Source organism: Methylobacterium sp. 1973, assembly GCF_040545035.1.
In the GTDB taxonomy this organism is placed as follows: domain Bacteria; phylum Pseudomonadota; class Alphaproteobacteria; order Rhizobiales; family Beijerinckiaceae; genus Methylobacterium; species Methylobacterium fujisawaense.
On record NZ_JBEPLA010000009.1, the window covers coordinates 211,587 to 235,099 of the forward strand.

General features: G+C 70.6%; 21 protein-coding genes. 14 read left to right on the forward strand and 7 right to left on the reverse strand.

From position 1 onward, the window contains the following. Positions 1–173 precede the first annotated feature (173 nt). The 3 genes from ABIC70_RS18860 to ABIC70_RS18870 all read right to left on the reverse strand — a co-directional run bounded on the left by ABIC70_RS18860 (position 174) and on the right by ABIC70_RS18870 (position 3,923). Positions 174–1,715 (reverse strand): sensor domain-containing diguanylate cyclase, encoded by a 1,542-nt coding sequence (locus ABIC70_RS18860; RefSeq protein WP_354440555.1) that lies wholly within the window; start codon positions 1,713–1,715, stop codon positions 174–176. Between the two features lie 95 nt (positions 1,716–1,810). Continuing rightward, complete coding sequence (locus tag ABIC70_RS18865) at positions 1,811–3,253, reverse strand: HAMP domain-containing sensor histidine kinase (protein ID WP_051044747.1); 1,443 nt, start codon at positions 3,251–3,253, stop codon at positions 1,811–1,813. Next, positions 3,246–3,923, reverse strand: coding sequence for a response regulator transcription factor (locus ABIC70_RS18870; protein WP_043386537.1), 678 nt, complete (start codon positions 3,921–3,923; stop codon positions 3,246–3,248). Before ABIC70_RS18870 ends, ABIC70_RS18865 begins: the two co-directional genes overlap by 8 nt. A 285-nt stretch (positions 3,924–4,208) precedes the next feature. On the opposite strand from ABIC70_RS18870, the gene ABIC70_RS18875 reads away from it, so the two are divergent. The 5 genes from ABIC70_RS18875 to ABIC70_RS18895 all read left to right on the forward strand — a co-directional run bounded on the left by ABIC70_RS18875 (position 4,209) and on the right by ABIC70_RS18895 (position 10,586). Further along, the gene (locus tag ABIC70_RS18875) at positions 4,209–4,406 is read left to right on the forward strand and encodes a polyhydroxyalkanoate synthesis regulator DNA-binding domain-containing protein (protein ID WP_043386535.1); all 198 of its coding nucleotides are present in this window, start codon (positions 4,209–4,211) and stop codon (positions 4,404–4,406) included. Between the two features lie 76 nt (positions 4,407–4,482). After that, the gene (locus ABIC70_RS18880; protein WP_354440558.1) at positions 4,483–5,841 is read left to right on the forward strand and encodes an efflux RND transporter periplasmic adaptor subunit; all 1,359 of its coding nucleotides are present in this window, start codon (positions 4,483–4,485) and stop codon (positions 5,839–5,841) included. Between the two features lie 8 nt (positions 5,842–5,849). Beyond that, positions 5,850–9,014, forward strand: a complete 3,165-nt coding sequence (locus tag ABIC70_RS18885; RefSeq protein WP_354440560.1) for an efflux RND transporter permease subunit — start codon at positions 5,850–5,852, stop codon at positions 9,012–9,014. A 161-nt stretch (positions 9,015–9,175) separates the two neighbouring features. Next, positions 9,176–10,138 carry a glycosyltransferase gene (locus ABIC70_RS18890; protein ID WP_043349781.1) on the forward strand — a complete coding sequence of 321 codons (963 nt, stop codon included), beginning with the start codon at positions 9,176–9,178 and terminating at the stop codon, positions 10,136–10,138. Next, positions 10,128–10,586, forward strand: coding sequence for a GtrA family protein (locus ABIC70_RS18895; protein ID WP_354440562.1), 459 nt, complete (start codon positions 10,128–10,130; stop codon positions 10,584–10,586). The genes ABIC70_RS18890 and ABIC70_RS18895 overlap by 11 nt, the downstream gene beginning before the upstream one ends. Positions 10,587–10,962: 376 nt before the next feature. Here ABIC70_RS18895 and ABIC70_RS18900 read toward each other — a convergent pair whose 3' ends face one another. After that, a complete protein-coding gene (locus tag ABIC70_RS18900) occupies positions 10,963–12,576 on the reverse strand; it encodes a hypothetical protein (protein ID WP_354440564.1) in 1,614 nt (537 codons plus the stop codon). A gap of 412 nt (positions 12,577–12,988) precedes the next feature. Between ABIC70_RS18900 and ABIC70_RS18905 the strand changes: the two genes are divergently transcribed. Further along, positions 12,989–13,216, forward strand: coding sequence for a hypothetical protein (locus ABIC70_RS18905; RefSeq protein WP_043349788.1), 228 nt, complete (start codon positions 12,989–12,991; stop codon positions 13,214–13,216). 37 nt (positions 13,217–13,253) lie between these two features. On the opposite strand, the gene ABIC70_RS18910 is transcribed toward ABIC70_RS18905, so the two are convergent. After that, positions 13,254–13,517 (reverse strand): hypothetical protein, encoded by a 264-nt coding sequence (locus tag ABIC70_RS18910; RefSeq protein WP_354440567.1) that lies wholly within the window; start codon positions 13,515–13,517, stop codon positions 13,254–13,256. Between the two features lie 239 nt (positions 13,518–13,756). Between ABIC70_RS18910 and ABIC70_RS18915 the strand changes: the two genes are divergently transcribed. The 5 genes from ABIC70_RS18915 (at position 13,757) to ABIC70_RS18935 (ending at position 19,034) form a co-directional block, all read left to right on the forward strand. Continuing rightward, the gene (locus ABIC70_RS18915; RefSeq protein ID WP_043349792.1) at positions 13,757–14,047 is read left to right on the forward strand and encodes a hypothetical protein; all 291 of its coding nucleotides are present in this window, start codon (positions 13,757–13,759) and stop codon (positions 14,045–14,047) included. A 1,065-nt stretch (positions 14,048–15,112) separates the two neighbouring features. Continuing rightward, positions 15,113–16,114, forward strand: a complete 1,002-nt coding sequence (locus ABIC70_RS18920; protein ID WP_179698458.1) for a GHMP family kinase ATP-binding protein — start codon at positions 15,113–15,115, stop codon at positions 16,112–16,114. A 68-nt stretch (positions 16,115–16,182) separates the two neighbouring features. Continuing rightward, positions 16,183–17,115 carry an NAD-dependent epimerase/dehydratase family protein gene (locus ABIC70_RS18925; protein ID WP_043756300.1) on the forward strand — a complete coding sequence of 311 codons (933 nt, stop codon included), beginning with the start codon at positions 16,183–16,185 and terminating at the stop codon, positions 17,113–17,115. Between the two features lie 82 nt (positions 17,116–17,197). Further along, the gene (locus tag ABIC70_RS18930) at positions 17,198–17,785 is read left to right on the forward strand and encodes a D-sedoheptulose 7-phosphate isomerase (RefSeq protein ID WP_075379902.1); all 588 of its coding nucleotides are present in this window, start codon (positions 17,198–17,200) and stop codon (positions 17,783–17,785) included. A gap of 10 nt (positions 17,786–17,795) precedes the next feature. Further along, complete coding sequence (locus tag ABIC70_RS18935) at positions 17,796–19,034, forward strand: HAD-IIIA family hydrolase (RefSeq protein ID WP_236952884.1); 1,239 nt, start codon at positions 17,796–17,798, stop codon at positions 19,032–19,034. A gap of 51 nt (positions 19,035–19,085) precedes the next feature. Here ABIC70_RS18935 and ABIC70_RS18940 read toward each other — a convergent pair whose 3' ends face one another. Together ABIC70_RS18940 and ABIC70_RS18945 are read right to left on the reverse strand one after the other, a co-directional pair. Further along, on the reverse strand, positions 19,086–19,235 hold the full coding sequence (locus ABIC70_RS18940) for a hypothetical protein (RefSeq protein WP_164706398.1): 150 nt from the start codon (positions 19,233–19,235) through the stop codon (positions 19,086–19,088). 98 nt (positions 19,236–19,333) lie between these two features. Further along, positions 19,334–19,876: an NUDIX hydrolase gene (locus ABIC70_RS18945; RefSeq protein ID WP_075379900.1), complete on the reverse strand. Its 543-nt coding sequence runs from the start codon at positions 19,874–19,876 to the stop codon at positions 19,334–19,336. A gap of 207 nt (positions 19,877–20,083) precedes the next feature. Between ABIC70_RS18945 and ABIC70_RS18950 the strand changes: the two genes are divergently transcribed. The 3 genes from ABIC70_RS18950 to ABIC70_RS18960 are packed head-to-tail and all read left to right on the forward strand — an operon-like array spanning position 20,084 to position 23,233. Then, positions 20,084–21,340, forward strand: coding sequence for a class I SAM-dependent methyltransferase (locus ABIC70_RS18950; protein WP_236952883.1), 1,257 nt, complete (start codon positions 20,084–20,086; stop codon positions 21,338–21,340). Between the two features lie 2 nt (positions 21,341–21,342). After that, positions 21,343–22,320: an NAD-dependent epimerase/dehydratase family protein gene (locus tag ABIC70_RS18955; protein ID WP_354440571.1), complete on the forward strand. Its 978-nt coding sequence runs from the start codon at positions 21,343–21,345 to the stop codon at positions 22,318–22,320. Beyond that, a complete protein-coding gene (locus tag ABIC70_RS18960) occupies positions 22,307–23,233 on the forward strand; it encodes an NAD-dependent epimerase/dehydratase family protein (RefSeq protein WP_354440573.1) in 927 nt (308 codons plus the stop codon). Before ABIC70_RS18955 ends, ABIC70_RS18960 begins: the two co-directional genes overlap by 14 nt. Positions 23,234–23,513 lie beyond the last annotated feature (280 nt).

Consider the following 23,513-nt stretch of genomic DNA (forward strand, 5'->3'; position numbering starts at 1 on the left):
AAATCCACACGAGCATCGCTGATCCGACGCACGGGTCCCGCTGCCTACCCGTCCATCGGCGCGCGATGACGACGGGCGGCACGGGCCGGTCCGTCAGCCATCGGCGCGAGAAGATCACGGTTTTCGTGTCGATTCCGTCAAGAAATCGGAAGACCGATCGCAGCCGGGCCCCGTCAGGACGTCTTCACCAGCTGCAGCGCGCCCCTTTGGAGCGGCGCGGGTGACGGCGCCGCGCTGCGCGTCTGATTGCGGCCGCCGGTCTTGGCCTCGTAGAGGGCGCCGTCCGCCAAGCGGTACAGGTCCGGCGGGGGCGCGCTCCGGTCGCCGCTCGGCCGTGCGGCGGCGAGCCCGATGCTCACCGTCACGACGCCTGCCCCGAGCCCGGCCGACGGGATTGGGAGCTTCGCCACCTCGGCATGGATCGTGTCGGCGACGCGCCGGGCGCCCGCCTCGTCGGTTTCGGGCAGGAGCACGGCGAACTCCTCGCCGCCGATGCGGCTGGCGAGATCCTGCGGGCGGTGCACGCTCGCCGACAGACTGCGCGCCAGGCCCTGCAGGACCGCATCGCCCACCGGGTGCCCGTATTGGTCGTTGAAGCGCTTGAAATGGTCCGCATCCACGATGAGCAGCGACAGGGGATGGCCGTCGCGCCGGGCCGCGTCCAGAGCCCGCTGGTACATGTCCTCGAAGCAGCGGCGGTTCGGCAGGCCGGTCAGGGCGTCGGTGCGCGACAAAGCGGCCATCTCGGCCCGCATCGCCTCGCGGCGGCGTAGCTCCCGCCCGAACAGGAGCGACAGCGCGATCGTGAGGCCGCACAGCGCCAGCACGATGCCGCCGATGATCGTCGCCTTCGCGGCCCAGTCCGCCTCCACGTCCTTCGTGGACAGGGCGACGTTCAGGATCAGCGGCAGGGTCCCGATCCGCGTGAATTTGTAGCTCCGCTCGACGCCGTCGCGCACGGAGGTGCTGACGAAACTGCCCCGCCCCTCCCGCAGGAACCGCCTGAAGGTCGGCGCCTGCGCGATGTTCGCCCCGAGATCGGCCTCCACGTAGGGATAGCGCATGATGCGGGTGCCGTCGGTCAGGTACAGGTTGATGGCCCCGCCCGGCCCGAGGTCGATCTCGCTGAACAGGTGCGTGAAGTAGGACAGCTTCACGGTGCCCAGAACCACGCCGCCGAAGCTGCCGTCGGGCCTGTCGATGCGGCGACTGAACGGCAGCATCCGCTCGCCGTCGAGCCGCGACACGATCGGGCGCCCGACATGGAGGCCGAGCCCGGCGCTCGCCTGGTGAACCTGGAAGTACTCGCGATCCGCGTAGTTGCCCTTGCGGGGCGGGACGGCCGCGATGTCGGCGACGACATCGCCCTCCTCGTTCAGGATCAGCATCACGCCCATGTCGCGGGCGGTCGCGGCGCGGTCGAACAGGATGAGCTGGCGCAGGCGCGGATCGGCCTCTATCAGGCCCGGCACCTTCAGGTTGTCGACGGCCGCGCGGATCGAGAGATCGTACATCTCGATGTTGCGCACGATGTCGCGCTCGAGGACTTGGAGGAGGTTCCGGCTGGTCTGGTCCGCGCTGTCCCAGGCGTCCCGGCGCAGATCGGCCAGCATCAGGCCGGACGTCACCACCATGCCCAACGGGGCCAGGACGCCGAGCGCGATCCAGGTGCGGGCCGATCTGAGCCAGGAACCGGCGCGCCGCAACACGTTCATCGGCCCCACACAGGCGTCGTTTCGTTGCCGGGTACTGACATGGCGCGCCTTAACCGCGGCTTTCGCACCCGAGCGGCCGAGCCATCACGGGCGAATTATGGGGATGACGGTCCACTTGTGATGGATGGCGCTGACCGGGCCGTCCGAGGGCCGGCCTCCGCCTCGGCGTGCGGGAAGCGCAGCTCGACATGGCAGCCGCCGCCCGCCGCGTCGCGGATCGCCACGGGGGCGCCGTGCAGGTCGGCGATCGCCGCCACGAGGCTCAGGCCCAGGCCGTGGCCGGGCGTCTGGCGCGCCGCCTCCGCGCGATAGAAGCGGTGGAACACCTGGCTGCGCTCCCCCGGTGGCAGCCCCGGGCCGGTATCGGCGACGGTCACGACGATCGCGGCCTCGGTCCGCTGCAATCCCACCGCGACGCGGCCGCCGGGCGGCGTGAATTTCAGGGCGTTGTCGAGGAGATTAGAGAGGGCCTCGAAGCACAGGTCGCGGTCGCCGTGGACGGGGTGCGGCCCGTCCGGCGCCGCGAGCGCGAGGTCGATGTCCTTCTCCTCGGCGAGCGGCGCGTGGAACTCGACCGCCACGGCCGCCACCTCGCCGAGATCGACCCGCGTGAACGCGCCGCGCCGCCGCCCGTCCTCCATCTCGCCGATCCGCAGGACGGCGGTGACCATGGCGAGCGTCTGGTCGATCCACACGAGCCCCTGGTCGATCGCCTCGTGGAACTCCGCGACGGTCCGGGCCTGGGACCGGGTGCGCTCGAGCCGGGCGCGCAGGCGGGTGAGCGGCGTGCGCAGGTCGTGGGCGACGGCGTCGCCGACGCTGCGGACCTCGCCCATGAGGTGCTCGATCTCGTCGAGCATCCGGTTCACGGTCCGGGTCAGCCGGTCGAACTCGTCGTCGCCCGGGCCGACCGGCAGGCGCTTGCCCAGGTCGCCGCGCATCACCTCGGCCACGGCGGCCTCGGTGGCGGCCAGGCGGCGGCGCGCGCGGCTCGTGAGCAGCAGGCCGCCCAGGGCCGAGAGCGCCAGCGTCGGCACCAGCCCGAGGCCGAGGGCGCGCAGGATCGTGGCCTTCACGCGGTCGATCTCGTCGGTGTCGTGGGCGATCACCACGGTGCTGCCGTCGGCGAGCGCCAGCGCGGCCGCCCAGATCTCGTCCTGGAGGCTGCGACCGGCGAGATCGACCGTCGCGCTCACCCGGTACGCGTCGCCGTCGCGCGCCAGACGGGCCGGCAACGCCCCGAGATTGCCGGCCCGGCGCGTCCCGTCCGGCGCGAACAGGCCGCCGTAATGCGTGGCGTGGACATCCATCGCGATCCACGTATCGACCCGGGTCGCCGCGACGCCAGGGTCGGCCGCGGCCGCCCGGACCTCCAGCCGGAGCGTTTCGGCGAGTTCCTCCCGCAGGTAGTCGGCCGTCTGCCAGTAGACGAAGGCGAACATCGCCAGGGCGAGCAGGAGCGACCACAGGGCGATGCCGAGCGCCCAGCGGATCGCGGTGGAGCGGAACAGGTCCGCCGAGCGGAGCCGATCAACCATCGGGCGTCAGCGTGAAGCCGGTGCCGCGCACGCTGTGGATCAGGGGCGGCTCTCCTCCCGCCTCCAGCTTCCGGCGCAGGCGCCCGACATGGACGTCGATCAGGTTGGACTTGGGCGTGAACCGGTAGTTCCAGACCTCCTCGAACAGCATCGCCCGGGTCACGATCTGGCCGGGGCGGCGCATGAGATACGCCAGGAGCTTGAGTTCGCGCGGCAGCAACTCCAGGTCGCGGGCGCCGCGCCGGCCCGTGCCGGCGATCAGGTCGATCGCGAGGTTGCCCACGTGCAGGACGGTCTCGCGGCTGTCGACCGGCCGCCGCAGCAGCGCCTCGATGCGTGCGGCGAGTTCGGCCAGCGCGAAGGGCTTGGCGAGGTAGTCGTCCCCGCCGGCGCGCAGGCCCCGGATCCGCTCGTCGACGTCGCCCAGGGCGCTCAGGACCAGCGCCGGCGTCCGATCCCCGTCGCGGCGCAGATCCTGGAGGACGCTCAGGCCGTCCCGGCCGGGGAGCATCCGGTCGAGGATGATCGCGCCCCAGCCGCCATCCCGGGCCGCCCGGGCTCCGTCCGGACCGGTCGCGGTCCAGACGACCTCGTGGCCGCGCCCGCGCAGGTCGTCGAGCACGTCCCCGGCCGTCTCCGCATCATCCTCGATCAGCAGCAGCTTCGCCACGCGCGGCCCCCGCCCCGGTTCCACGCCCCGGCGCAGGCGCGGCTGTTTCCCGGTCCCGGACCCTTGTGCCGGACTTCGCGGCGCAAATCGCCCCGCGACCGTCCGCATGAACCCGAATTTAATGGCACCGCATCGCGTTGGCCCTCTTTATTGGAATGACTCTAGCCCGTACCCGCCCGCCCCTCGGCCGCCGGACGGTGCGCTTCCGGATTCCCTCGATGCGGACTTGGTCTCGCCTTCCCTGCCCGTCCCGCCGCTTCGCGCCCGATCCGTGGACGTCGGTGCATGCCTAGGAAGCGGCGCCCGCGGCGCCTGATCAACCGCTACGCGGCGAGCCGCCTGTACGATGTCGAGGCCCGGGCCTACGTCACCCTCGATCACCTCAAGGATCTGCGCAGCGCGGGCTACGAGGTCGTGGTCCGTGAGGTCGAGACCGGGCGCTTCGTGACCGAGGACGTGCTCAAGCCGGGCCTCGACGCGTGAGGCGGCCGGTCGAGTCGGCTGCGGCGCTCGGCGCCGGGCGATGGGGAGGCCTGCGGTGGATCGGATGGCGCTGACCATGGACGCCTCCGATGCCGCGCGGGAGGCCGAGACCGACGCGCAGGCGCCGCATCCGGATGTGGGGCCGACCGCGGCGGCCGCTCCGGAGGTCCGGCCCGGGAAGGCCCGGCGCGGCGGCGCACGCCTGGCTTGGCTCGTCCTGATCCTCGCCGCGCTCCTGGGCGCCGGCTGGATCTCGCGCGACGCGCTGCGCGACCGGCTCGGCTTGGGGCCTGCCCAAACCGGTGACGACGCCTCGGCGACGGCCTCGTCCGCCGCGAAGACGGAGGACGCGTCGGCACAATCGGACTTCGTCACCCTCGACGCGGCCGGCCAGAAGCGGTCCGGCCTCGCCTTCGGGACGGCCGAGACGCGCCGGATCGTCCTGCCGGTGCGCGCCCCCGGCACCGTCGCCTTCGACGAGCGGCGCGTGACGCATCTGAAGCCGCGCACGCAGGGGCGGGTCCTGAGCCTCGCGGTCCAGCCCGGCGACCGTGTCGCGGCCGGCCAGACCCTGGCGACCCTCGACGCCGCCGGGATCCTGGACGCGCGCAACGGCCTCCAGGCCGCCCAGGCGACCCTGGGCGAGGCGCAGGCCTCCGAGCGGGCCGCGGAGATACAGCTCAAGCGCGGCCAGGAGCAGCTCAAGTTCGGCGGCGTCGCCCAGGCCGAGGTCGAGCGGCGGCAGGTCGATCTCGCCAAGGCGCGCGCGGCGGTCCAGTCCGCCCAGGCCAATGCCGACATGTACCGGGCGCAGTATCAGCGCCTCGCCCCCGCGGAGGGCGCCGCGCCCGGCACCAGCGCGGTCGTCACCCCGATCGCCGGGGTCGTGACGCAGGTCGGCGTGACCCTCGGCGAGGTCGTCGACACCGCCCGCGACGCGTTCACGGTGGCCGATCCGGCCCGCGTCGTCGTGCTGGCCAATCTCTACGGTCCCGACATCACCCGGGTGAAGGCCGGGGACGCGGCCACGGTGGACAGCCCGATCCCCGGCCAGCCGCCCTTCGAGGGCCGGGTGCGCTCCGTCAACGCCGCCCTCGATCCGGCGACCAACACCGCGCCCGCGCGGCTCGAACTCGACAATCCGGAGGACCTGCTGCGCGCCAACATGTTCGTGTCGGTCACGGTGGCCGCCGATCTCGGCCGGTCGGGCGTCACCGTCCCGGCCGCCGCGATCCAGCAGACCGAGGCGGGCCCGATCGCCTTCGTGCGCGTCGCCCCCGACCGCTTCGAACGGCGCGTCCTGACCCTCGGGATCCAGCGGGCGGACTGGGTCGAGGTGACACGCGGCGTCGCGGCCGGAGAGAGCGTCGCGACGGCGGGCAGCTTCGGCCTCAAGGCGATCCTCATGCGCAGCCTGCTCGGCTCCACGGATTGAGCACCGCGATGAAGACCTGGTTCGCCCTGATGGTGCGCCGCCGGTTCCTGGTCCTGGTGGTGGCGCTCGCGGCCGCCGCGGGCGGGATCGCCAACCTCGAGGGCCTCTCCATCGACGCGGTGCCGGACATCTCGCCCCGGCAGGTGATGGTCCTGACCCTGTCGCCGGGGCTCGGCCCCCTGGAGGTCGAGCGTCTCGTCACCTTCCCGGTGGAGAATGCCATGGCGGGCGCGCCGGGCCTCGCCAATGTGCGCTCCACGTCCCGGGCCGGGGTCTCGGCGGTCTACGCGACCTTCGACGAATCCGTATCGGTGACCGAGGCCCGGGCCGAGGTGTTCCAGCGCCTGCCGCAGGCCAAGAGCCTGATGCCGGCCGGCGTCGGAGACCCGCAGATGGGCCCGATGGCGACGGGCCTGGGCGAGATCTACCAGTTCGAGCTGCGCGCGCCGGCCTACACGCCGATGCAGCTCAAGCGCATCCTGCAATGGACGATCGCCCCGAAGCTCAAGCTGACGCCGGGCATCGCCGATGTGAACATCTACGGCGGCCAGATGCCGACCTACGAGGCCCGCATCTCCGCCGATGCCCTGCGCCGTTACGGGGTCACCCTCGCCCAGGTCTACACGGCGCTCGCCGACAACAATGCCGCGCGCGGCGGCGCCTATCTGGAGCACAACGATCAGCAGGAGGTGATCCGCGGCCTCGGCCTCGCCAAGGGCCCGCAGGACATCGCCGACGTCGTGGTGGCGACCGGCCCCGGCGGCGTCCCGGTCACGCTGGCGACGCTCGGAACCGTGCAGGAGGCGCCCAAGGTCCGGCTCGGCGCCGTCACCCACGACGCCGCGGGCGAGACGGTCGTGGGCATCGCCCTCATGCGCTACGGCGAGAATGCCAGCGCGGTGGTCGAGCGGGTCAAGAAGACCATCGACGACCTGCGCCCGCAACTGCCGCCCGGGGTGGCGATCGTCCCCTATTACGACCGCAGCGCCCTCGTGGATCGCACGATCCATACGGTCGCGCACAACCTCCTTGAGGGGGCGGTGCTGGTGATCGTGGTCCTGCTGCTGCTGCTGGGCAACCTGCGGGCCGGCCTGATCGTCGCCGTCGCGATCCCGCTCGCGATGCTGATGGCGTTCGCCGGCATGCGCCTGCTCGGCCTGTCGGGCAACCTGATGAGTCTCGGCGCCATCGATTTCGGTCTGATCGTCGACGGCGCCGTGGTGATGATCGAGAACGTGTTGCGCGCGCGTGGGGAGCATCCGGACCGGCCGGCCACCGAGGTGGTGCGGGACGCCACCGCCGCCGTGGCGCGGCCGGTGATCTTCGCGGTGGCGATCATCATCCTCGTCTACGTGCCGATCCTCGCGCTGCAGGGCGTGGCCGGCAAGATGTTCGTGCCGATGGCGCTGACCGTGATCCTCGCGCTCGCCGGCGCTCTGGTCGTCACCCTCACGCTGATGCCGGCCCTGGCCGCCCTCTTCCTCGCCGGTCGCGGCGTCGGCGAGCGCGAGACGCGCCTCGTCCGGGGGATGCGCGCCGCCTACAGGCCGCTGCTGCGCGGCGCCGAGCGGCACGTGGTCCTGACCGTCGGGGTGGCGCTCGCGCTCTTCGCCGGCTCCTGCGTGCTGGCCACGCGCCTCGGCGGCGAGTTCCTGCCGAAGCTGTCGGAGGGCGCGATCGTCGTCACCTCGGAGAAGCTGCCGGGCATCGCCCTCGACGCGTCGCTGGCCACGGTCGGCCGGATCGAGCGGGTCCTGAAATCCTTCCCCGAGGTGAAGCGGGTGGTCTCCCTCACCGGCAGCGCCGAGATCCCCACCGACCCGATGGGCGTCGAATCGACCGACAGCTTCATCACCCTCGCCGACCCCGCCACCTGGACCACCGCCGCGACGCAGGACGGCCTCGTGGCCGCCTTCGACACGCGGCTGAAGGAGGAGGTGCCCGGTGTCGCCTACAGCTTCTCGCAGCCGATCCAGATGCGCATGGACGACCTGCTGGAGGGCGTGCGCGGCGACGTCGCGATCAGCCTGTACGGCGACGACCTCAAGGTCCTGAAGGACACGGCCGATGCCATCGTGCGGACGGTGTCGGGGGTCGAGGGCGCCGCGGACGTGAAGGCCGAGGCGCAGGCCGGCATGCCGGCGCTCTCGATCCAGGTCGACCGGGCCCGGGCCGCCCGTTACGGCATCACCGTGTCCGACGTGCTCGACGTCGTCGAGAGCATCGGCGGCCGCACCGCCGGCATGGTCTACGGGGACGACAACTCGATCACCGACATCGTGGTGCGCCTGGATCCCGCCGACCGCGGCGACATCGAGCGCATCCGTGCCCTGCCGGTCGGCCGCTCCGGCCAGGAGGCGGGTCGAGAGGCCGGCAGCCGGATGATGGTGCCGCTGGCGATGGTCGCCAGCGTGGAGGTCGCGACGGGACCGGCGCAGATCAGCCGGGAGCGGCTGCAGCGGCGGATCTCCGTTCAGGCGAACGTCCGGGGCCGCGACGTGCAGAGCTTCGTCGCGGCCGCCCAGGCCGCCGTGGCGCAGCAGGTCACGCTGCCGCCGCGCTACGCCCTGGTCTGGAGCGGCCAGTTCCAGAACCTGCAGGAGGCGACCGGCCGGCTGACCGTGGTGGTGCCGGCGGCGCTCGCCGCGATCCTGATCCTGCTGGTGGTGATGTTCGCCGATATCCGCATCGCCGGCCTGATCTTCCTCAACGTGCCGATGGCGGCCACCGGCGGCATCCTGGCGCTGACCCTGCGCGGGATGCCGTTCTCGATCTCGGCGGCGATCGGCTTCATCGCGACCTTCGGCATCGCGGTCCTGAACGGCGTGGTGCTCACGAGCTACATCCGGGACCTCGAGGCCACCGGCCTCGGCGCCAAGGAGGCCGCGACGCGCGCCGCCGAGATGCGGCTGCGGCCGGTGATGATGACCGCCCTGGTCGCCGCGCTCGGCTTCCTGCCGATGGCGCTCTCGACGAGCGCGGGCGCGGAGGTGCAGCGGCCGCTCGCCACCGTGGTGATCGGCGGCCTGATCTCCGCGACGCTGCTCACCCTCGTGGTGCTGCCGGCGGTCTATCCGGTGGTCGCGGGCCTGCGCCTGCCCTTCGGCGGACCCGGCCGCGCGGCGCCCGCCGCCGTCCCGGAGGCGCGGAAGCGGGCGCGGGCCGAGGCGTGAGCCCGCGCGGCCGTCTCCGCCGAAGGACGTAGCCCGCCCTCCTTCGGCCGGCGCCGCTACGTCGAAAGCGCGGTCCGGCTCCGGAGCGCGGCCGATTGTGGTCGATCCGGACGGCCCGCACGGTGGCGGCAGGCCTCAGGCAGAGGCCGCGGAGCCCCGCCATGTCCGTCCTTGGCCTCGTCGCCGAAACCGCGCGCCCGCCCCGCCTGGCCGTTCTGGTCCCGTGCTACAACGAGAGCCTGACGATCGCGCAGGTCGTCGGCGATTTCCGCGCGGCCCTCCCGACGGCGCAGATCTACGTCTACGACAACAACTCCACCGACGGGACCGCCGAGGTCGCCCGAGCCGCGGGCGCGATCGTCCGGATCGAGCCGCGCCAGGGCAAGGGCAACGTCGTCCGGCGGATGTTCGGCGACGTCGAGGCCGACATCTACATCCTGGTCGACGGGGATGGCACCTACGACGCCGCGGCGGCACCGTTCCTGGTCGGACGGGTGCTCAAGGACGACCTCGACTTCGTCAACGGCGCCCGCGCGGAGGTCTCGCAGCAGGCCTACCGGCCGGGCCACCGCCTCGGGAACCGCGTCCTCACCGGCCTCGTCCAGGGCGTGTTCGGGCGCGAGTTCCGGGACATGCTCTCGGGCTACAAGGTCATGTCGCGCCGCTTCGTGAAGTCGTTCCCGGCGATGTCCAGCGGCTTCGAGACCGAGACCGAACTCGTGGTCCACGCGCTGGAGCTGCGCATGCCCGCCGCCGAGGTCACGACGGCCTATCAGGAGCGGCCGGCGGGATCGGTCAGCAAGCTGCGCACCTACCGGGACGGTGCGCGCATCCTGTACCTGATCCTGCGCCTGATGAAGGACGAGCGGCCGCTCCAGTTCTTCGGCGCGCTCAGCGTGGCGCTGCTGCTCGCCGCACTCGTGCTGGTCGCGCCCGTCATCGTCACCTTCGTCGAGACCGGCCTCGTGCCGCGCCTGCCGACGGCGGTCCTGAGCCTCGGCATCGTGATCCTCAGCGTGCTGACCTTCTTCACCGGGATCGTCCTCGACCTGACGACCCGCACCCGTCAGGAGCTGAAGCGCCTGCTCTACCTCTCGGTGGCCCGGCAGCTCGATGTCCGCTGAGGCCCGGGCACCCCGCAGCGAGGCGGAGCGCTTCGCGCGCTTCTGCCTCGTCGGCGGGATCGGATTCGTCACCGATGCCGGGCTGATGGCGCTCTGCATCCACGGCTTCGGCTGCGGGCCCTTCGCCGCCCGGGCGGTGTCCTTCACGGTGGCGGTGCTGGTCACGTTCCTGCTCAACAGGAGCCTCAGCTTCGCCGATCTGCGGGGGCGCCCGGTCCTGAGCGCCCTGGCCGGCTACCTGCTGGTGCAGGCCTTCGGCTTCGCCTGCAACATGCTGGTTTTCGCTCTGGCGATCCTCCGGCTTCCCGAGCCGTTCTCCGCCCCCCTCGCCGCCCTGGCCCTGGCCTCCGCGGTCGCCCTCGTCCTGAACTATGCGGGCGCGCGCCTCCTCGTCTTCTCCCGGGTCGGCTCCCGGGTCGACGTGTCGTCCGCCCCCGAGCTTCGATAGCGGGGCGGCGCGGCTGCCCAGGCCAGCCTCCGATCCGCAGGCCGCGCCGCGATATCGGGACGGGTCCGGCCGTAGCGGACGGCCGTGTCCGGATCGCTCCCTGGACGGAGCCGGCCTCTCGGTCCGGCCGTGCTGGACCAATCCGCACTGTCGGCTTCGGCTGCCGGAAGGCGCTGGAGCCGGTTCAGCCTCGGGACGGGCCCGTTCGTTGCCCGGCGAGATCGTCTGAAGGTCCGGGCGGCGCGATCCGCGCCTGAATGCCCGACCGCGGGGGGACCGCCGCCGTGCATCGCCCGGAGGCGGCCGCTTCGCGTCTCCGCCGGCGCATGCCGTCCGTCCCGCCGCGGACGGGTCGGCTCGGCGCGCGCAGCGCCCGTCACACCGGCTTGCGCGCCGGCTGCGGCTCGCCCGGCCCGCCCGCATGGACCGCGAGCGCCACCATGAACAGCGCGCTGAGCCACGCCAGGCGCGCTTGGTAGCGGTCATGCGGTCCGGACAGAGCGCCGCAGGCCACCGCGTTGACGAGCAGCAGGAGGCAGATCCCGGTCCCGATCAGCATGAGGCGATCCAGACGCGCCCGGGTGTCGGCCCCGAGCCGGGGCCGCAGTGCCCAGTAGAGCGCGGTGACGGCCATCGCGGCCAAGCAGGACAGGAGGTTGACGCCGAAGGCACCCTGCAGGGTCGGGACGAGCGCGGCCTCCGGCGGGCACACGCCGGGTTGCGCGAGGCACCGGTCGAGCTTGGGGATCGTCTTCAGGATCGCGGCCGTCCTGAACTCGGCATCGTCGACGAGGAGATGCGTCCCGATCACGAACTCGGTCATGTCCACGCTGACGAGCTGCCGCAGGGCGTTGCGCGTCGAGGCCGCCGCCTGCGCGATCGGATGATGCAGGATTGCCGCGCGGACGAAGCGCCCCTCCTCGGCGCCGAGCGCCGTGCGCAGGGCGGCGGGCGCGGTGCTGAAGTTGGGACCGGGGCTCCCGCTGCCCCAGAGAAAGTCATTGTGGTCGACGAAGTGCCGGCCTGCGAAGGCGCAGGCCGCGAAGGGGCGATCGGACGGCGTGCAGGTCTCGGTGAGGAGCAGACGCCCCGGCCCATCGGCGATGACGCGCGCCATCAGGTAGGGCGGCGTTCCGACCGGATGCCCGGAGACGCGTTCCGCGAGCCGGAGATAGGCCGCATTGAAGGCGAGCCCCAGGATCAGCGCGCCGCCGATCCAGAGCAGCGACGCCCTGCGGACATGTCGGTCTGCGAACGGGACGAGCCGGCACAGCGCGATCAGGACGAGCGCGGATCCGGCCAGCAGGACGATCGTGGCATGCATCACCAGGCTGAGGGCGACAACGCCCGCATAGGCGAGAGTTTTTCCGCGGGACGCCGCTGTGTCGAAGACGAGCAGCAGGGCCGCCAGGACGAAGGTCGCCGCGAAGACGTCGGGCATCAGGAAGCCGCTGAACGCCCCGGCGGAGGTGAGCAGCGCCAAGGCCGCCAGACCGGCCAGGACCGCACCGGGCCGGGGCCGCTCCCAGACGAGATCGAGGAATGTCACGGTCAGCCAGGAGACGAGGACGGATTGGAGGACGATGATCCACCACACGCTCACCAGGGCGGACAGGACGTAGAGCAGCAGCGCATAGACCGGGGAGCGCCCGCCCGCGATCGCGGCAAGGCCGCCCGCCGCATCCGAACTCGCGGCCGGATCGGCCATGACGGCGCCGCCGCTGCCGGCCGCCGCCGCCGAGCCGCCGAGCCGGGCGAGACCGCTGAGGATGCTCCGGCCGATGATGAAGTAGTGCTCGCTGTCGGGGAACAGGAACGGGTGGCCGTTCCAGAGGGCCGGGATCAGAAACAGGATCGTCCCCGCCGACACCAGGATCGCCAGTCGCCCGGCGCCGCGGCGTCCGGCGGGCGAGCTCTCCGCGGACGCGCGCATGCGGGCGGGGGCGGCGCCAGGGCTCAAGGGGCCGGAGCGCTCGTCGACGATGATCATCGGTCCGGTCCTCGATCCCTCTGGCGCCATCGCGGGCTGCGTCCCCACGGCACCCGGACCCTGGTCCCCGTCACGCGAGCCCAGGAGCGCGCCGCCGATCGGCAAGCGGCTTCTGAGCCGCGATCTGCCGGTCCGACGTGGCACGGGCCGTCCGGGGCGGACTATCTCTCCTTTATGGGTAGGGGGCCGGCACGGTCGTCTCGCGGGGGATGGCCGCCCGGGACCGGACGGTGACACCATCCGCAATCGTTATGGGGATACGTAATTCTGTCCGGCTGCTCGCGGGGGCCCGAGACGGCTAAGGGTTTCCCACAAGACTCTCGGGCGCCGGCGGCTTCGCCTCCGACCGCAACCGCGCTCCGGGCGTTGTGCGAGAGGCTCTACGGGATCACGCGTAGAACAGGAGCCCGGCATGTTGGACGGCGACGCCTTTGCCCACGAGATCGCGGCGCTCCTGATCGCCGACATCAAGACGTCCGGCGCACGCACGCGGGGCGAGCTCGAGGAAGCCTGCCGGGTCTCCCTCGAAAGCCTGCTCGGCGACGCCGCGGTGCCGCCCGGGATCGCCGTGCTGATGCCGATCGGGCTGGACCGGTGGCCGCGGGTGGTCGTGAAGGGGCGGCGCCTGCCGGACGTGTAGGGAGCGTGGACCGGTTCCGGCCAGCACCGTCCCGGTCCTAGCGGCCGATCACGCCCGTGCCGCCGGTCGGGCCGATCGCGTTCGGTCCGGTATTCGGGGCGGGCGTCGCGGCCTGGTTGCGCTGGATGTTCATCCGCAGCGTGTTGCTCTGGGTCGTCTGCTCCTGCCGCAGCGCGCGCAGCTGGCCGCCGGTTTCCATGGATCGGTTGGCGGCGTTGGGATTGGTCTGCTGAACCTGGGCCGATGCCGGTGTCGCGGCGATGGCGGCCAGACAGAGGCTCGTGATGATGAGGAGGCGCATGGGGAGGCTCTCGCGCTGACGGATCTTGCGGGGTCGACCCGCCGAGGGCCCGCCAAGTTCCCTCCGCCCGGCCGCGGATCGCGCCGAGGCGCCTCGGCCGCCCGGAATCCGCGCCGTGCGTAAGTGGACCTCCCCCGGCCCTGCGGCAGGGTTAGCCGAATCTTGCGGTCCCGCGGCGTCCTTCACGGCTTGTTAAGATGTCGGGGCAAGGCTGGGGGCGCTGTCGGGAGTGGGGTCTGATGCAAGCCTTGTCGGCGGAGGATGAACAAGCGGTCGAGCGGCTCACGCTCCGACTTCTTCAGGACGCCTATTGCGACCTCGCCGCCGTGCTGCGCGGCGCGCAGCCGCAGGCGGCCGCGGCGATCCTCGGGGTCATGGAGCAGCGCGTGACCGATGTCCTCACCCGGATCTGCCGGCAGGGTTCGGAAGGGGCGGCCTCGGTCGAGATCGCCGTCGCCGTCGGCGAGCGGATCGGCGAGATCATGGATCAGGCGCATGGGCGGGATGGGCCCGGCGTGCGGGCCGCCTGAGCCGGTGAACCCGCCCCGGTGCTCGCGGCACGGACGCCGCCGCGAGCCCTGCGTGATGGCGCGCCGCGGTTTCAGCGAGGCCGTTCAGGCGCTGCCGGAGGCCGGGCCGACCGATGGCGGCAGACGGCTCGCAGAGGGAACCCGGCAGCCGTGCAGACTTCGTGTCCGGCGCGGGGCTGTCCGTTGCCGTGCCGGGAGGCCGTCGAACCGACGGACCGATCGGTGGCGCGTCGTACGGCGCCGACCGCTCCGGGTCCCGGGATCGATATCCAGCACGGGCCCAGGGCCGCCCGAAGGCCGCAGGACGCGAACCGATGCACACGGATGCGCGGATCCTCATCCTGGGCCCGAACGATCGTTTACGAACCTTTAACCCTGATTTCGGAAGCTGCATTCACAGGAACGACCGCTTCGAAACTGCGGTCGCAGTCGGGATATATGGGCCAGGATCACCGGTCGTCCGATGGGATGCGTATATCGATCCCTCCCGCAGGGCGCGGCGCCGGCACAGGGCCGGCGGGACGATCGACGACAGCCGACGGGATCGTGACGGCCGGGACAGTGCTCGGCGGCCGGAGACGTGTGTCCACGGGGTCTTCGCAGCTGGGGCGCGCGATCTGCAACGGCGTAACGCGTTGGCGCGAACGCCGCAGGGGCGCTCTCCGGCGGGCCGAGGATGTCCGGTCGGGCGCCTTCGCCGCTGCGATCGGGGGCGTGCGCGGTCGGCTTCGGGATGGGCTGGTCCCGCATCGTTCCGCGAGAGAGCGCCCGGGACGAAGCTGTTCGGCATCGGCCCGCGCAGGACGAAATCCGGTTCTCTTGGGATCCCGGGTTCAAAGCCATATGAAAATCTTCGCCCGTTCGATCTGAAGGATTGTCGATAAATAGACCGAAAAGGACATTTGACGTGTCGCGCTTGAGGAAGAGCCCTTGCCGTTGCTCCTGCCAAAGGCGCCATGGCACTGTTTCTTGCGTGTGCGTGTTGCAGTGCGCTCGATTGATCCGGTCGGACCGTGTTTTCAATGTTCAAAACAACGACGCGCATGCAAGATCTGGAATGCCTAGATGCTGACGGTCACTCGGACGCCACTTCGAATCAGCCTTTTCGGTGGCGGCACTGATTATCCTGAATATTTTGAGCGCGCGCCCGGTGCGGTCGTCGGGACGGCGATTGACAAATACATTATCATCGCTGCGCTCGATTTGATTGGTTGCCAGGATTACAATTATAGACTGAGCTATTCCCGGATCGAGCATTGTAACAATGTCGAGGACATAGAGCACCCGGTCGTCCGGGAAGTCCTCAAGCATTTCGATGTCAATCGTCGGCTCGACATAAGCATCATATCCGATTTGCCTGCGGCAGGCAGCGGACTCGGATCCTCGTCGGCCTTCACCGTCGGGTTTCTTCGGACAATCTATACAATTCTGAACCAGAAGCCGACAAAAATCGAGTTGTCGAAGAAGGCCATTGAAGTCGAACGCGAGATCCTGCGCGAGAATGTCGGCGTGCAGGACCAGCTCCATGCCGCCTTCGGTGGGATCAACCGGTTCGATTTCAGCGGTTCCGCGATCCGCATATCCCCCGTTCAGATGAGTTCTGCGGCCACACAGCAGCTCAACGCGTCGATGGTGCTGGTCCATACAGGCATCGCGCGGCGCGCGACGACCACGGTCGCCGCCCAGATCGCCGTGACGCGCGCGCGCGCGATCGACAAGGAATTATCCGAACTATACCGCCTCGTGGAGGAATGCGTCTCGCTGCTGGAGGCGGGGACGAGCGGCTGGCTCACGCAGCTCGGCGAGATGCTCTCCGCCTCGTGGCGCATCAAGCGGACCCTGTCGCGTGAGGTCTCGAATGCGGTGCTCGACGATCTGTTCGAGGCGATCATCGCGTCGGGGGCCTACGGGGCGAAGCTGTGCGGCGCGGGCGGGGGCGGCTTCTTCCTCGCCCTCATCGATCCGGACCGGCTTCCGGCTCTGACCGAACGGGTGGCGCCGCTATCCGTCGTTCCGATCGGCATCGATGTCGACGGGTCGACCCTGATCTATCGCCAGACCCGCTGAGCGGCGCCCGCCCATCATTCCAGCCCGGCCGCAGGCGGCCCGACGGCTCATCGCGACGAGAGGCAACGATGCGAATTCTGATCACCGGCGGCGCCGGCTATATCGGGACGATCCTGGTGCCGATGCTCCTGGAGCGCGGGCATCACGTCACGGTTCTCGACACGTTCAAGTCCGGAGGGCCGGACCTGTCCTCGGCCTGCCAGTACGATACGTTCGAGCCGATCAAGGGCGACGCCCGCGATACGCGCATCCTCGACGACCTGATCCCGAAGCACGACGTGCTCATCCCCCTCGCGGCCCTGGTCGGCGCACCCCTGTGCAAGGAGGACGCGATCGGCGCCACGACCCTGAACCGCGACGCCGTGATCGCCCTGGTCCAGCGCGCGGGCGGCGAGCAGAGGATCGTCTACCCGACGACCAATTCGGGCTACGGCGTCGGCGAGGCCGGCAAGTTCTGCACCGAGGAATCGCCCCTGCGGCCGATCTCGCTCTACGGCACCACCAAGGTCGAGGCCGAGACGGCCGTGCTCGACAGCGGGCGCGGCGTCAGCCTGCGGCTCGCGACGGTGTTCGGCATGGCGCCGCGCATGCGCCTCGACCTCCTCGTCAACGATTTCACCCACCGGGCCGTGACCGACCGGGCGCTCCTGGTCTTCGAGGGCCACTTCAAGCGCAACTACATCCACATCCGCGACGTGGCCAAAGGCTTCATCCACGCGATCGACAATTACGACCGGATGCGCGGTGAGGCGTACAATCTCGGCCTGTCGAGCGCCAACCTGTCGAAGCTGGAACTCTGCGCGCGCATCAAGGCGCATGTGCCGAATTTCGTCTATGTCGAGGCCCCGATCGGTGAGGATCCGGACAAGCGCGACTACATCGTGTCCAATGCGAAGCTGGAGGCGACCGGCTGGTTCCCCGACTTCGACCTCGACCGGGGGATCAAGGAGCTGATCAAGGGCTTCCGGATGATCCGCAATTCGCGGTTCGCCAACGTCTGATCCGGACGGCTCCAGCCCAGCAGCGATCACCCCGCCGGACGGCCCGACAGGTCGGCCGGCGCGGTCACGGACCGAGGTGCTCATGAGCGCGATCGTCGATTTCCTCACGCAGACCCGCGACACCTTCCAGGCGGCCCTCGACGATTCCCGCTTCCAGGCGACCCTCGCCGAGATCGCCGACGTGGTGACCGCATCCCTGCGCGGCGGCGGCAAGCTCCTGACGATCGGCAATGGCGGGAGCGCCGGCGACGCGCAGCACATCGCGGGCGAGTTCGTCTCGCGGCTCAATTACGATCGGGCACCCGCCGCCGCCCTGGCGCTGACCACGGACACCTCGGTGATCACCGCGATCGGCAACGATTACGGGTACGAGCACGTGTTCGCGCGGCAGGTGCTCGCCCTCGGGCGGCCGGGCGACGTCCTGCTCGCCCTCTCCACCTCCGGGCGCTCGCCGAGCGTGCTGAAGGCGATGGATGCGGCGCGGGCGCTGGGCGTGCGGGTCGTCGCGTTCACGGGCGCGACGGGCGGAGCGATGCCGGAGCGGGCGGATCTGTGCCTGCATGCGCCGTCGGACGCGACGCCCCTGATCCAGCAGGTCCACATCACCGCCGCGCACATCGTGTGCGGCCTCGTCGAGGAAAGCCTGTTCCCCCGCGGGACGGCGGCGTGAAGGGCGGCCCGTGACCGAGAGACCGAGAGGCGCCGGCAGCCCCATCCGGCAGGCCATGATCCTGTGCGGCGGATTCGGCACCCGCCTGGGCGCGCTGACGTCGGCGATGCCCAAGCCGCTGCTGCCCGTGGCGGGCGAGCCGTTCCTGGACGTCCTGCTGTTCGAGCTCGGCCGCCACGGCTTCACCGACATCGTGCTGCTGGCCTCGTTCCACAGCGAGAAGATCCGCGCCTACGCCGCCGACAACCCAGTCGCGCGACGCTTCGGCATGACGCTGCGGGTCTCGATCGAGCCGGAGCAGGCTGGGACCGGCGGCGCCGTCGTGCACGCCCTCCCCGAGGCGGACGAGACCTTCCTCCTGCTGAACGGCGACTCGTGGTTCGACGTCAACCTGCTGGCCCTGCCCGCCCTGGCGGCGCGTCATCCGGAGGCGGCGATGGTCCTGTCGCTCCGCCGGGTGCCGGACGCGGCACGCTACGGCGTCGCGCTCCTCGACGGCGTGCGGATCACCGCCTTCCTCGAGCGGCCGCCCGAGCCGGGCCCCGGTCTCGTCAATGCCGGCGTCTATCTGGTGCGCCGCGACGCCTTGAAGGGCTTCCCGCCGGCCTGCTCGCTGGAACGGGACGTCCTGCCCGCTTTGGTCGCCGAGGGCCGCGTCGTGGGCGAGGCCTACGACGGTTACTTTCTCGATATCGGCGTGCCCGAGAGCTACGACCGCGCTCAGGTGGAGATCCCGGCCCGCCGGACGAGACCGGCCGCCTTCCTCGACCGGGACGGGGTCCTCAATCACGACCACGGCTATGTCGGTTCCGTGGACCGGTTCCACTGGATGGAGGGCGCGCGTGATGCGGTCCGCGCGCTGAACGACGCCGGCTTCTTCGTGTTCGTCGTCACGAACCAAGCGGGGGTCGCCCGCGGCTTCTACACCGAGGCCGATGTCGCCCGTCTGACGGCCTGGATGCGGGACGACCTGCGCGCGGCGGGCGCGCATATCGATGATCTCCGGTACTGCCCCTATCATCCGGACGGGACGGTGGAGGCCTACAGGGCGGTCCACGGCTGGCGGAAGCCCGAACCCGGCATGATCCTCGACCTGATGGACCACTGGGACATCGACCGCGCGCGCAGCTTCCTGATCGGCGATCAGCAAACCGATCTCGCCGCCGGCCGGGCGGCGGGGCTCGCCGTGCATCACTTCCGGTCGGACGACCTGCTCGCCTTCCTGCGCGAGGCCGCGCTGACGGGCTAGGAAGCGGCAACACGTGTGGGGGACCAGGGCGCGCGTCGCCGCGCGGCGGGTTCAGTCGTGGGACTGGATCGAGAGCTCCGCCTCGGCCGCCTCACGCATGGCGCGGTCCCAGTCGAGCCGGCGCTTGGGCGGCGTCTCGCGCTCGGCGTCCGCGGCCTTCCGATCTCGCGGAGCGACGATCTTGATGTCGTACTCGGGCACGCTTCAATCCGCTCTTTAACCTGCGATTAATCGTATTGGCGGAACGCGCGGGCCTTGTCAGCGGTTCGATCGCTCGATCCACAATCCGGTGACGCCCCTCATCCGCGGCCGGACAGACCGATCAGGATCATGGCGGCATGCACGGCTCCGACGATGGAGCCCGACTGGGCGAGCCGCAGAGCCTCGGCCCGCGGCACGCGCATCACCGCGATGTCTTCGCCGGGATCCGGACGCGCCGGCCCGGCCGCGATCACGCGCGCGCGGACGAGATGCATGCGGTTGGCGTAGCGGGCCGGATCCGCGTTGAGGGTGACCACGCGTTCGGCATCGGCAAAGGTGTAGCCGGTTTCCTCGCGCATCTCGCGCTCGGCGGCCGCGAGGATATCCGTGTCGCCGGGGTCGATGGCCCCGCCCGGAAGCTCCAGGCTCGGGCTCCCATAGGCGTGCCGGTATTGGCGTACGAGGATGACGTGATCGGCCGCGTCGATGCCCAGCACGAGGGCGATGTCCGCGGTCTCGAGCACGTAATAGGGATCGAGGACGTGGGCCGAAGGTGTCACGCAGTCGTCGGCACGGAGTCCGAGCCATCGATCCTTCATAATGTAGTGCGACTTGCGTATCGTCCACGCGGTTTCGGGCATGATTGTTTCCAAATCGAAGATATTGGTAGTGTTTTTGGCAGAGATGCGCTGAACAGCGCGAGGGTGCGGGCGGTATGGATCGGGTCGAATCCAGTGGTCCTGCCCTGCCGTCGATCCGGGCCGGAGCGATCGTTGCGCCCCTCCAGCTCAGCCGGTAAGCGTCTCGGGCACGTAGAGTCTCGCGCCGCGGATGTCATAGGTCGTACGATGACGGGAACGAAACTCGCCATGGCATGCCGCGTCTGCGATGGACGCGATGTCGAGCTGTTCCTCGACCTGACCGATCAGCCGCACTGCAACCGCCTGATCCCGCCGGACCTCGCCGACCGGCGCGAGCCGCATTTCCCCCTGCGCGCCGGCTTCTGCCACGACTGCACGCTCGTCCAGATCGATCACACGATCCCGAAGGAGAGCATGTTCAGCGACTACCCCTACGTCTCTGGCACGACGAAGACGCTGGTGGAGCATTTCCGCCAGACGGCGGCCCGGCTCGTGGAGCGGTACGGCCTCGGGCCGCAGGACCTCGTCGTCGATATCGGCAGCAACGACGGCACGTGGCTGCGGCAGTACGAGCCCTTCGGCCTGCGCCGCTGCGGCGTCGAGCCCGCCGCCAACGTCGTGGAACTGGCTCGCGCCGCGGGCGTGCCGACACTGAACCGCTTCTTCAACGAAGAGACCGCCGAGATCGTCCGCGCGCAGGACGGGCCGGCGAGCCTGATCACCGCCGCCGGCGTCTTCTTCCACCTGGAGGAACTGCACAGTGTCGTGAAAGGCATCGTCACGCTGCTCAAGCCGGACGGCGTCTTCGTCGTGCAGGCGATCTACCTGGGCGGCATGATCGAGAACACCGCCTTCGATCAGATCTACCACGAGCACCTGTGCTATTACACGCTCCGCTCCCTGGAGCAGCTGTTCGCGCGCCACGGCCTGGAGGTCTTCGACGTCAGCGTCGTCCCGGTCCACGGCGGCTCCCTCGAGGCGCATGTCGGCTTCCCCGGCGCCCACCCGGTCAGCGACGCGGTCAAGCGCATGCGCGCCGACGAGGAGGCCCGCGGCTACGGCACGTTCGAGACCTATGTCGGCTTCGCCGAGAACGTCCGGCGCCTGCAGGCGGCGTTGCTCGACCTGCTGGAGCGCATGAACGCCGAGGGGAAGACGGTCCACGCCTACGGCGCCCCGGCCAAGGGCGCGACGCTGCTCAACGCCTTCGGCATCGGCCCGCGGCTGGTCCAGTATGCGGCCGAGAAGAACCCGCTGAAGTTCGGCCGCCTGATCCCCGGCGCCCGCATCCCGATCGTCGAGGAGGGCAGCGTGCCCGCGCCCGACGCCTATCTGGTGCTCGCCTGGAACTTCATCGACGAGTTCCTGGCGCGCGAGCGCCGCTACCTCGAGAACGGCGGCGCCTTCATCGTTCCGGTGCCGGACCTCAAGGTGATCACCGCCGCCGACCTGCCGGCAGCCTGAGCGTGGCCGCCCTCCCCCCAGCCCCCTTGCCCGAGGCCGTCCTCGTCGTCGGTGCGACCGGGTTCGTCGGCCGCAACCTCGTCGCGCATCTCGCCGGCCGCGTGTCGCGGCTGATCGCGGTCAGCCCCTCCGGCCAGGCGGTCCCGGGGGCGACCGAGGCCGCGCGCTTCGACGCCCTCGAGGTGCTGTCGGTCCCCGCCGACACGATCGTCGTCAACGTCGCCGCGCAGCGCTACGACGCCGACAAGTTCGAGACGGCGCAGAGCGACCTGCTCACCGGCAATGCCGAGATCGCCAACCGCCTCTACCGGTTCTGCCTGACGAAGGGCATCCGCGAGGTGCGCGCGGCTTCGAGCGTCGCGGTCTACCCGGCAGCCTGCGATCCCCTCGACGACGCGCGGCCGGTCGACCTCAACGCGCCGCCCAATCCGAACGAGGCCTTCTACGCGTGGTCGAAGCGCTGGTCCGAGCTGGTCGCCGACCTGCACGCCGAGCGCTACGGGATCCACACGATCAGCTTCCGCCTGAGCAACCCCTACGGTCCCCACGACTCGACGGATCCGCGCAAGGCGCATGTCCTGCCGGCCTTCGTGATGCGCGCGCTGGCCCCGGGCGAGCGCTTCACGATCAAGGGCAACCCGCTGGTCGAGCGCGACTTCATCTACGTCGGCGACGTCGTCGACGTGTTCGCTCGGTCGCTCGCGATCCGGGAGACGAGCGACGCGCTCAACCTCTGCCGCGGCGAGACCACGACCCTGCTCGACCTCGCCCGCACCATCCTGGAGGTGGCGGGAGAGGACCGGCCCGTCCACGCCTCCGACACGACGACCCACGGCGTCCTCGCCCGCCGTTCGACCAACCAGCGGCTGCGCGAGCGCTTCGGGATCTCGACCTTCACGGGGCTTGCGGACGGGCTGCGGCCGACGATCGCGTGGTATCGCCAGGAGTATCGCCAGGAGTACCGCCATGCCGGGGCCTGAGCGCGACATCGTCATCGGGGCGGACGGCTTCCTCGGGCGCAACCTCGTGCCGCGGCTCCGGGCCGAGGGCCGCGAGGTCGTCGAGATCGGCCGCGCGGCGGGCGACCTGTCCGACTGGGCCAATGTCGAGCGGGCGTTGCGCGACGCCGCCCCGGCCGGCCGGATCTTCCACGTGGTGACCCGCCAGCGGACCGGCGCGATTCAGTACGACATCCAGGGCGAGCTCCTGGCGATCAACACCCGGATCCACCTGAACGTCCTTGAGGCGTGGCGCCTGTACCAGCCGCAGGCCAAGCTCGTCTCCACGGGCTCGTCCTGCACCTATCCGGAATCGGCCGAGCCCCTCCCCGAGGCGCGCTTCGGACAGGGACCGACCCATCCCTCCGTGATCGGCTACGGGCTCGCCAAGCAGGTCCTGGCGACGGGCTCGGCGGCCTACGCGCACCAGTACGGATTGAGCTTCCTGCACTGCGTGCTGGCGACCCTGTACGGTCCGCACGACAACACGGCCTCCGACCGCAGCCACTTCGTCGGCGCCCTCCTCGACCGCGCCGTGCGGGAGAAGGCCGCGGACGCGCAGGCCTTCGAGGTCTGGGGCAATCCGCAGACCGTCCGCGAGGTGCTGCACGTCGACGACCAGATCGACGCGATCCTCGCGGCCGACCGGGCGTTCAACAACGAGATCCTCAACTGCGCCGCCAACACGCCCGTCACCGTCGAGGCGGTGGCGCGGGCGGCGCTGGCCGCCCTCGACTGGTCCGTCCCCCTGGTGAGCCCGCCCGGCTCCTTCCAGGGCGCGGCCTACAAGATGCTCGACTCGACGCGGTTCCTCGGCCGGACCGGCTGGCAACCGCGCATCGATCTCGAGACGGGCCTGCGCAGGCTCGTTGCGGCGGAGTACGCCGAGCACTGACAAGCCGCATTCGGGACTGGACTTGCTTGGCTGGAGGTAGTCCACTTCGCCGTGCGTTCGAGCTATGTGCCGACTGGCAGGAGTGCCCTCTACAACGAGGCGAATCTGGCAGTTTGATCCTCCAGGCTCCGGCCGGTGATCGCGTAGGCTTCCTCGAAGCTACATCCCACCATAAGGCAACGCGATGACCTTGCCCCCTGGTCTGCCCTCATTCTGAAGCTAGAGTCCGTCGATCAGGAGACGGACGATGAAGAAGAGCCGGTTCAGCGAAGAGCAGATC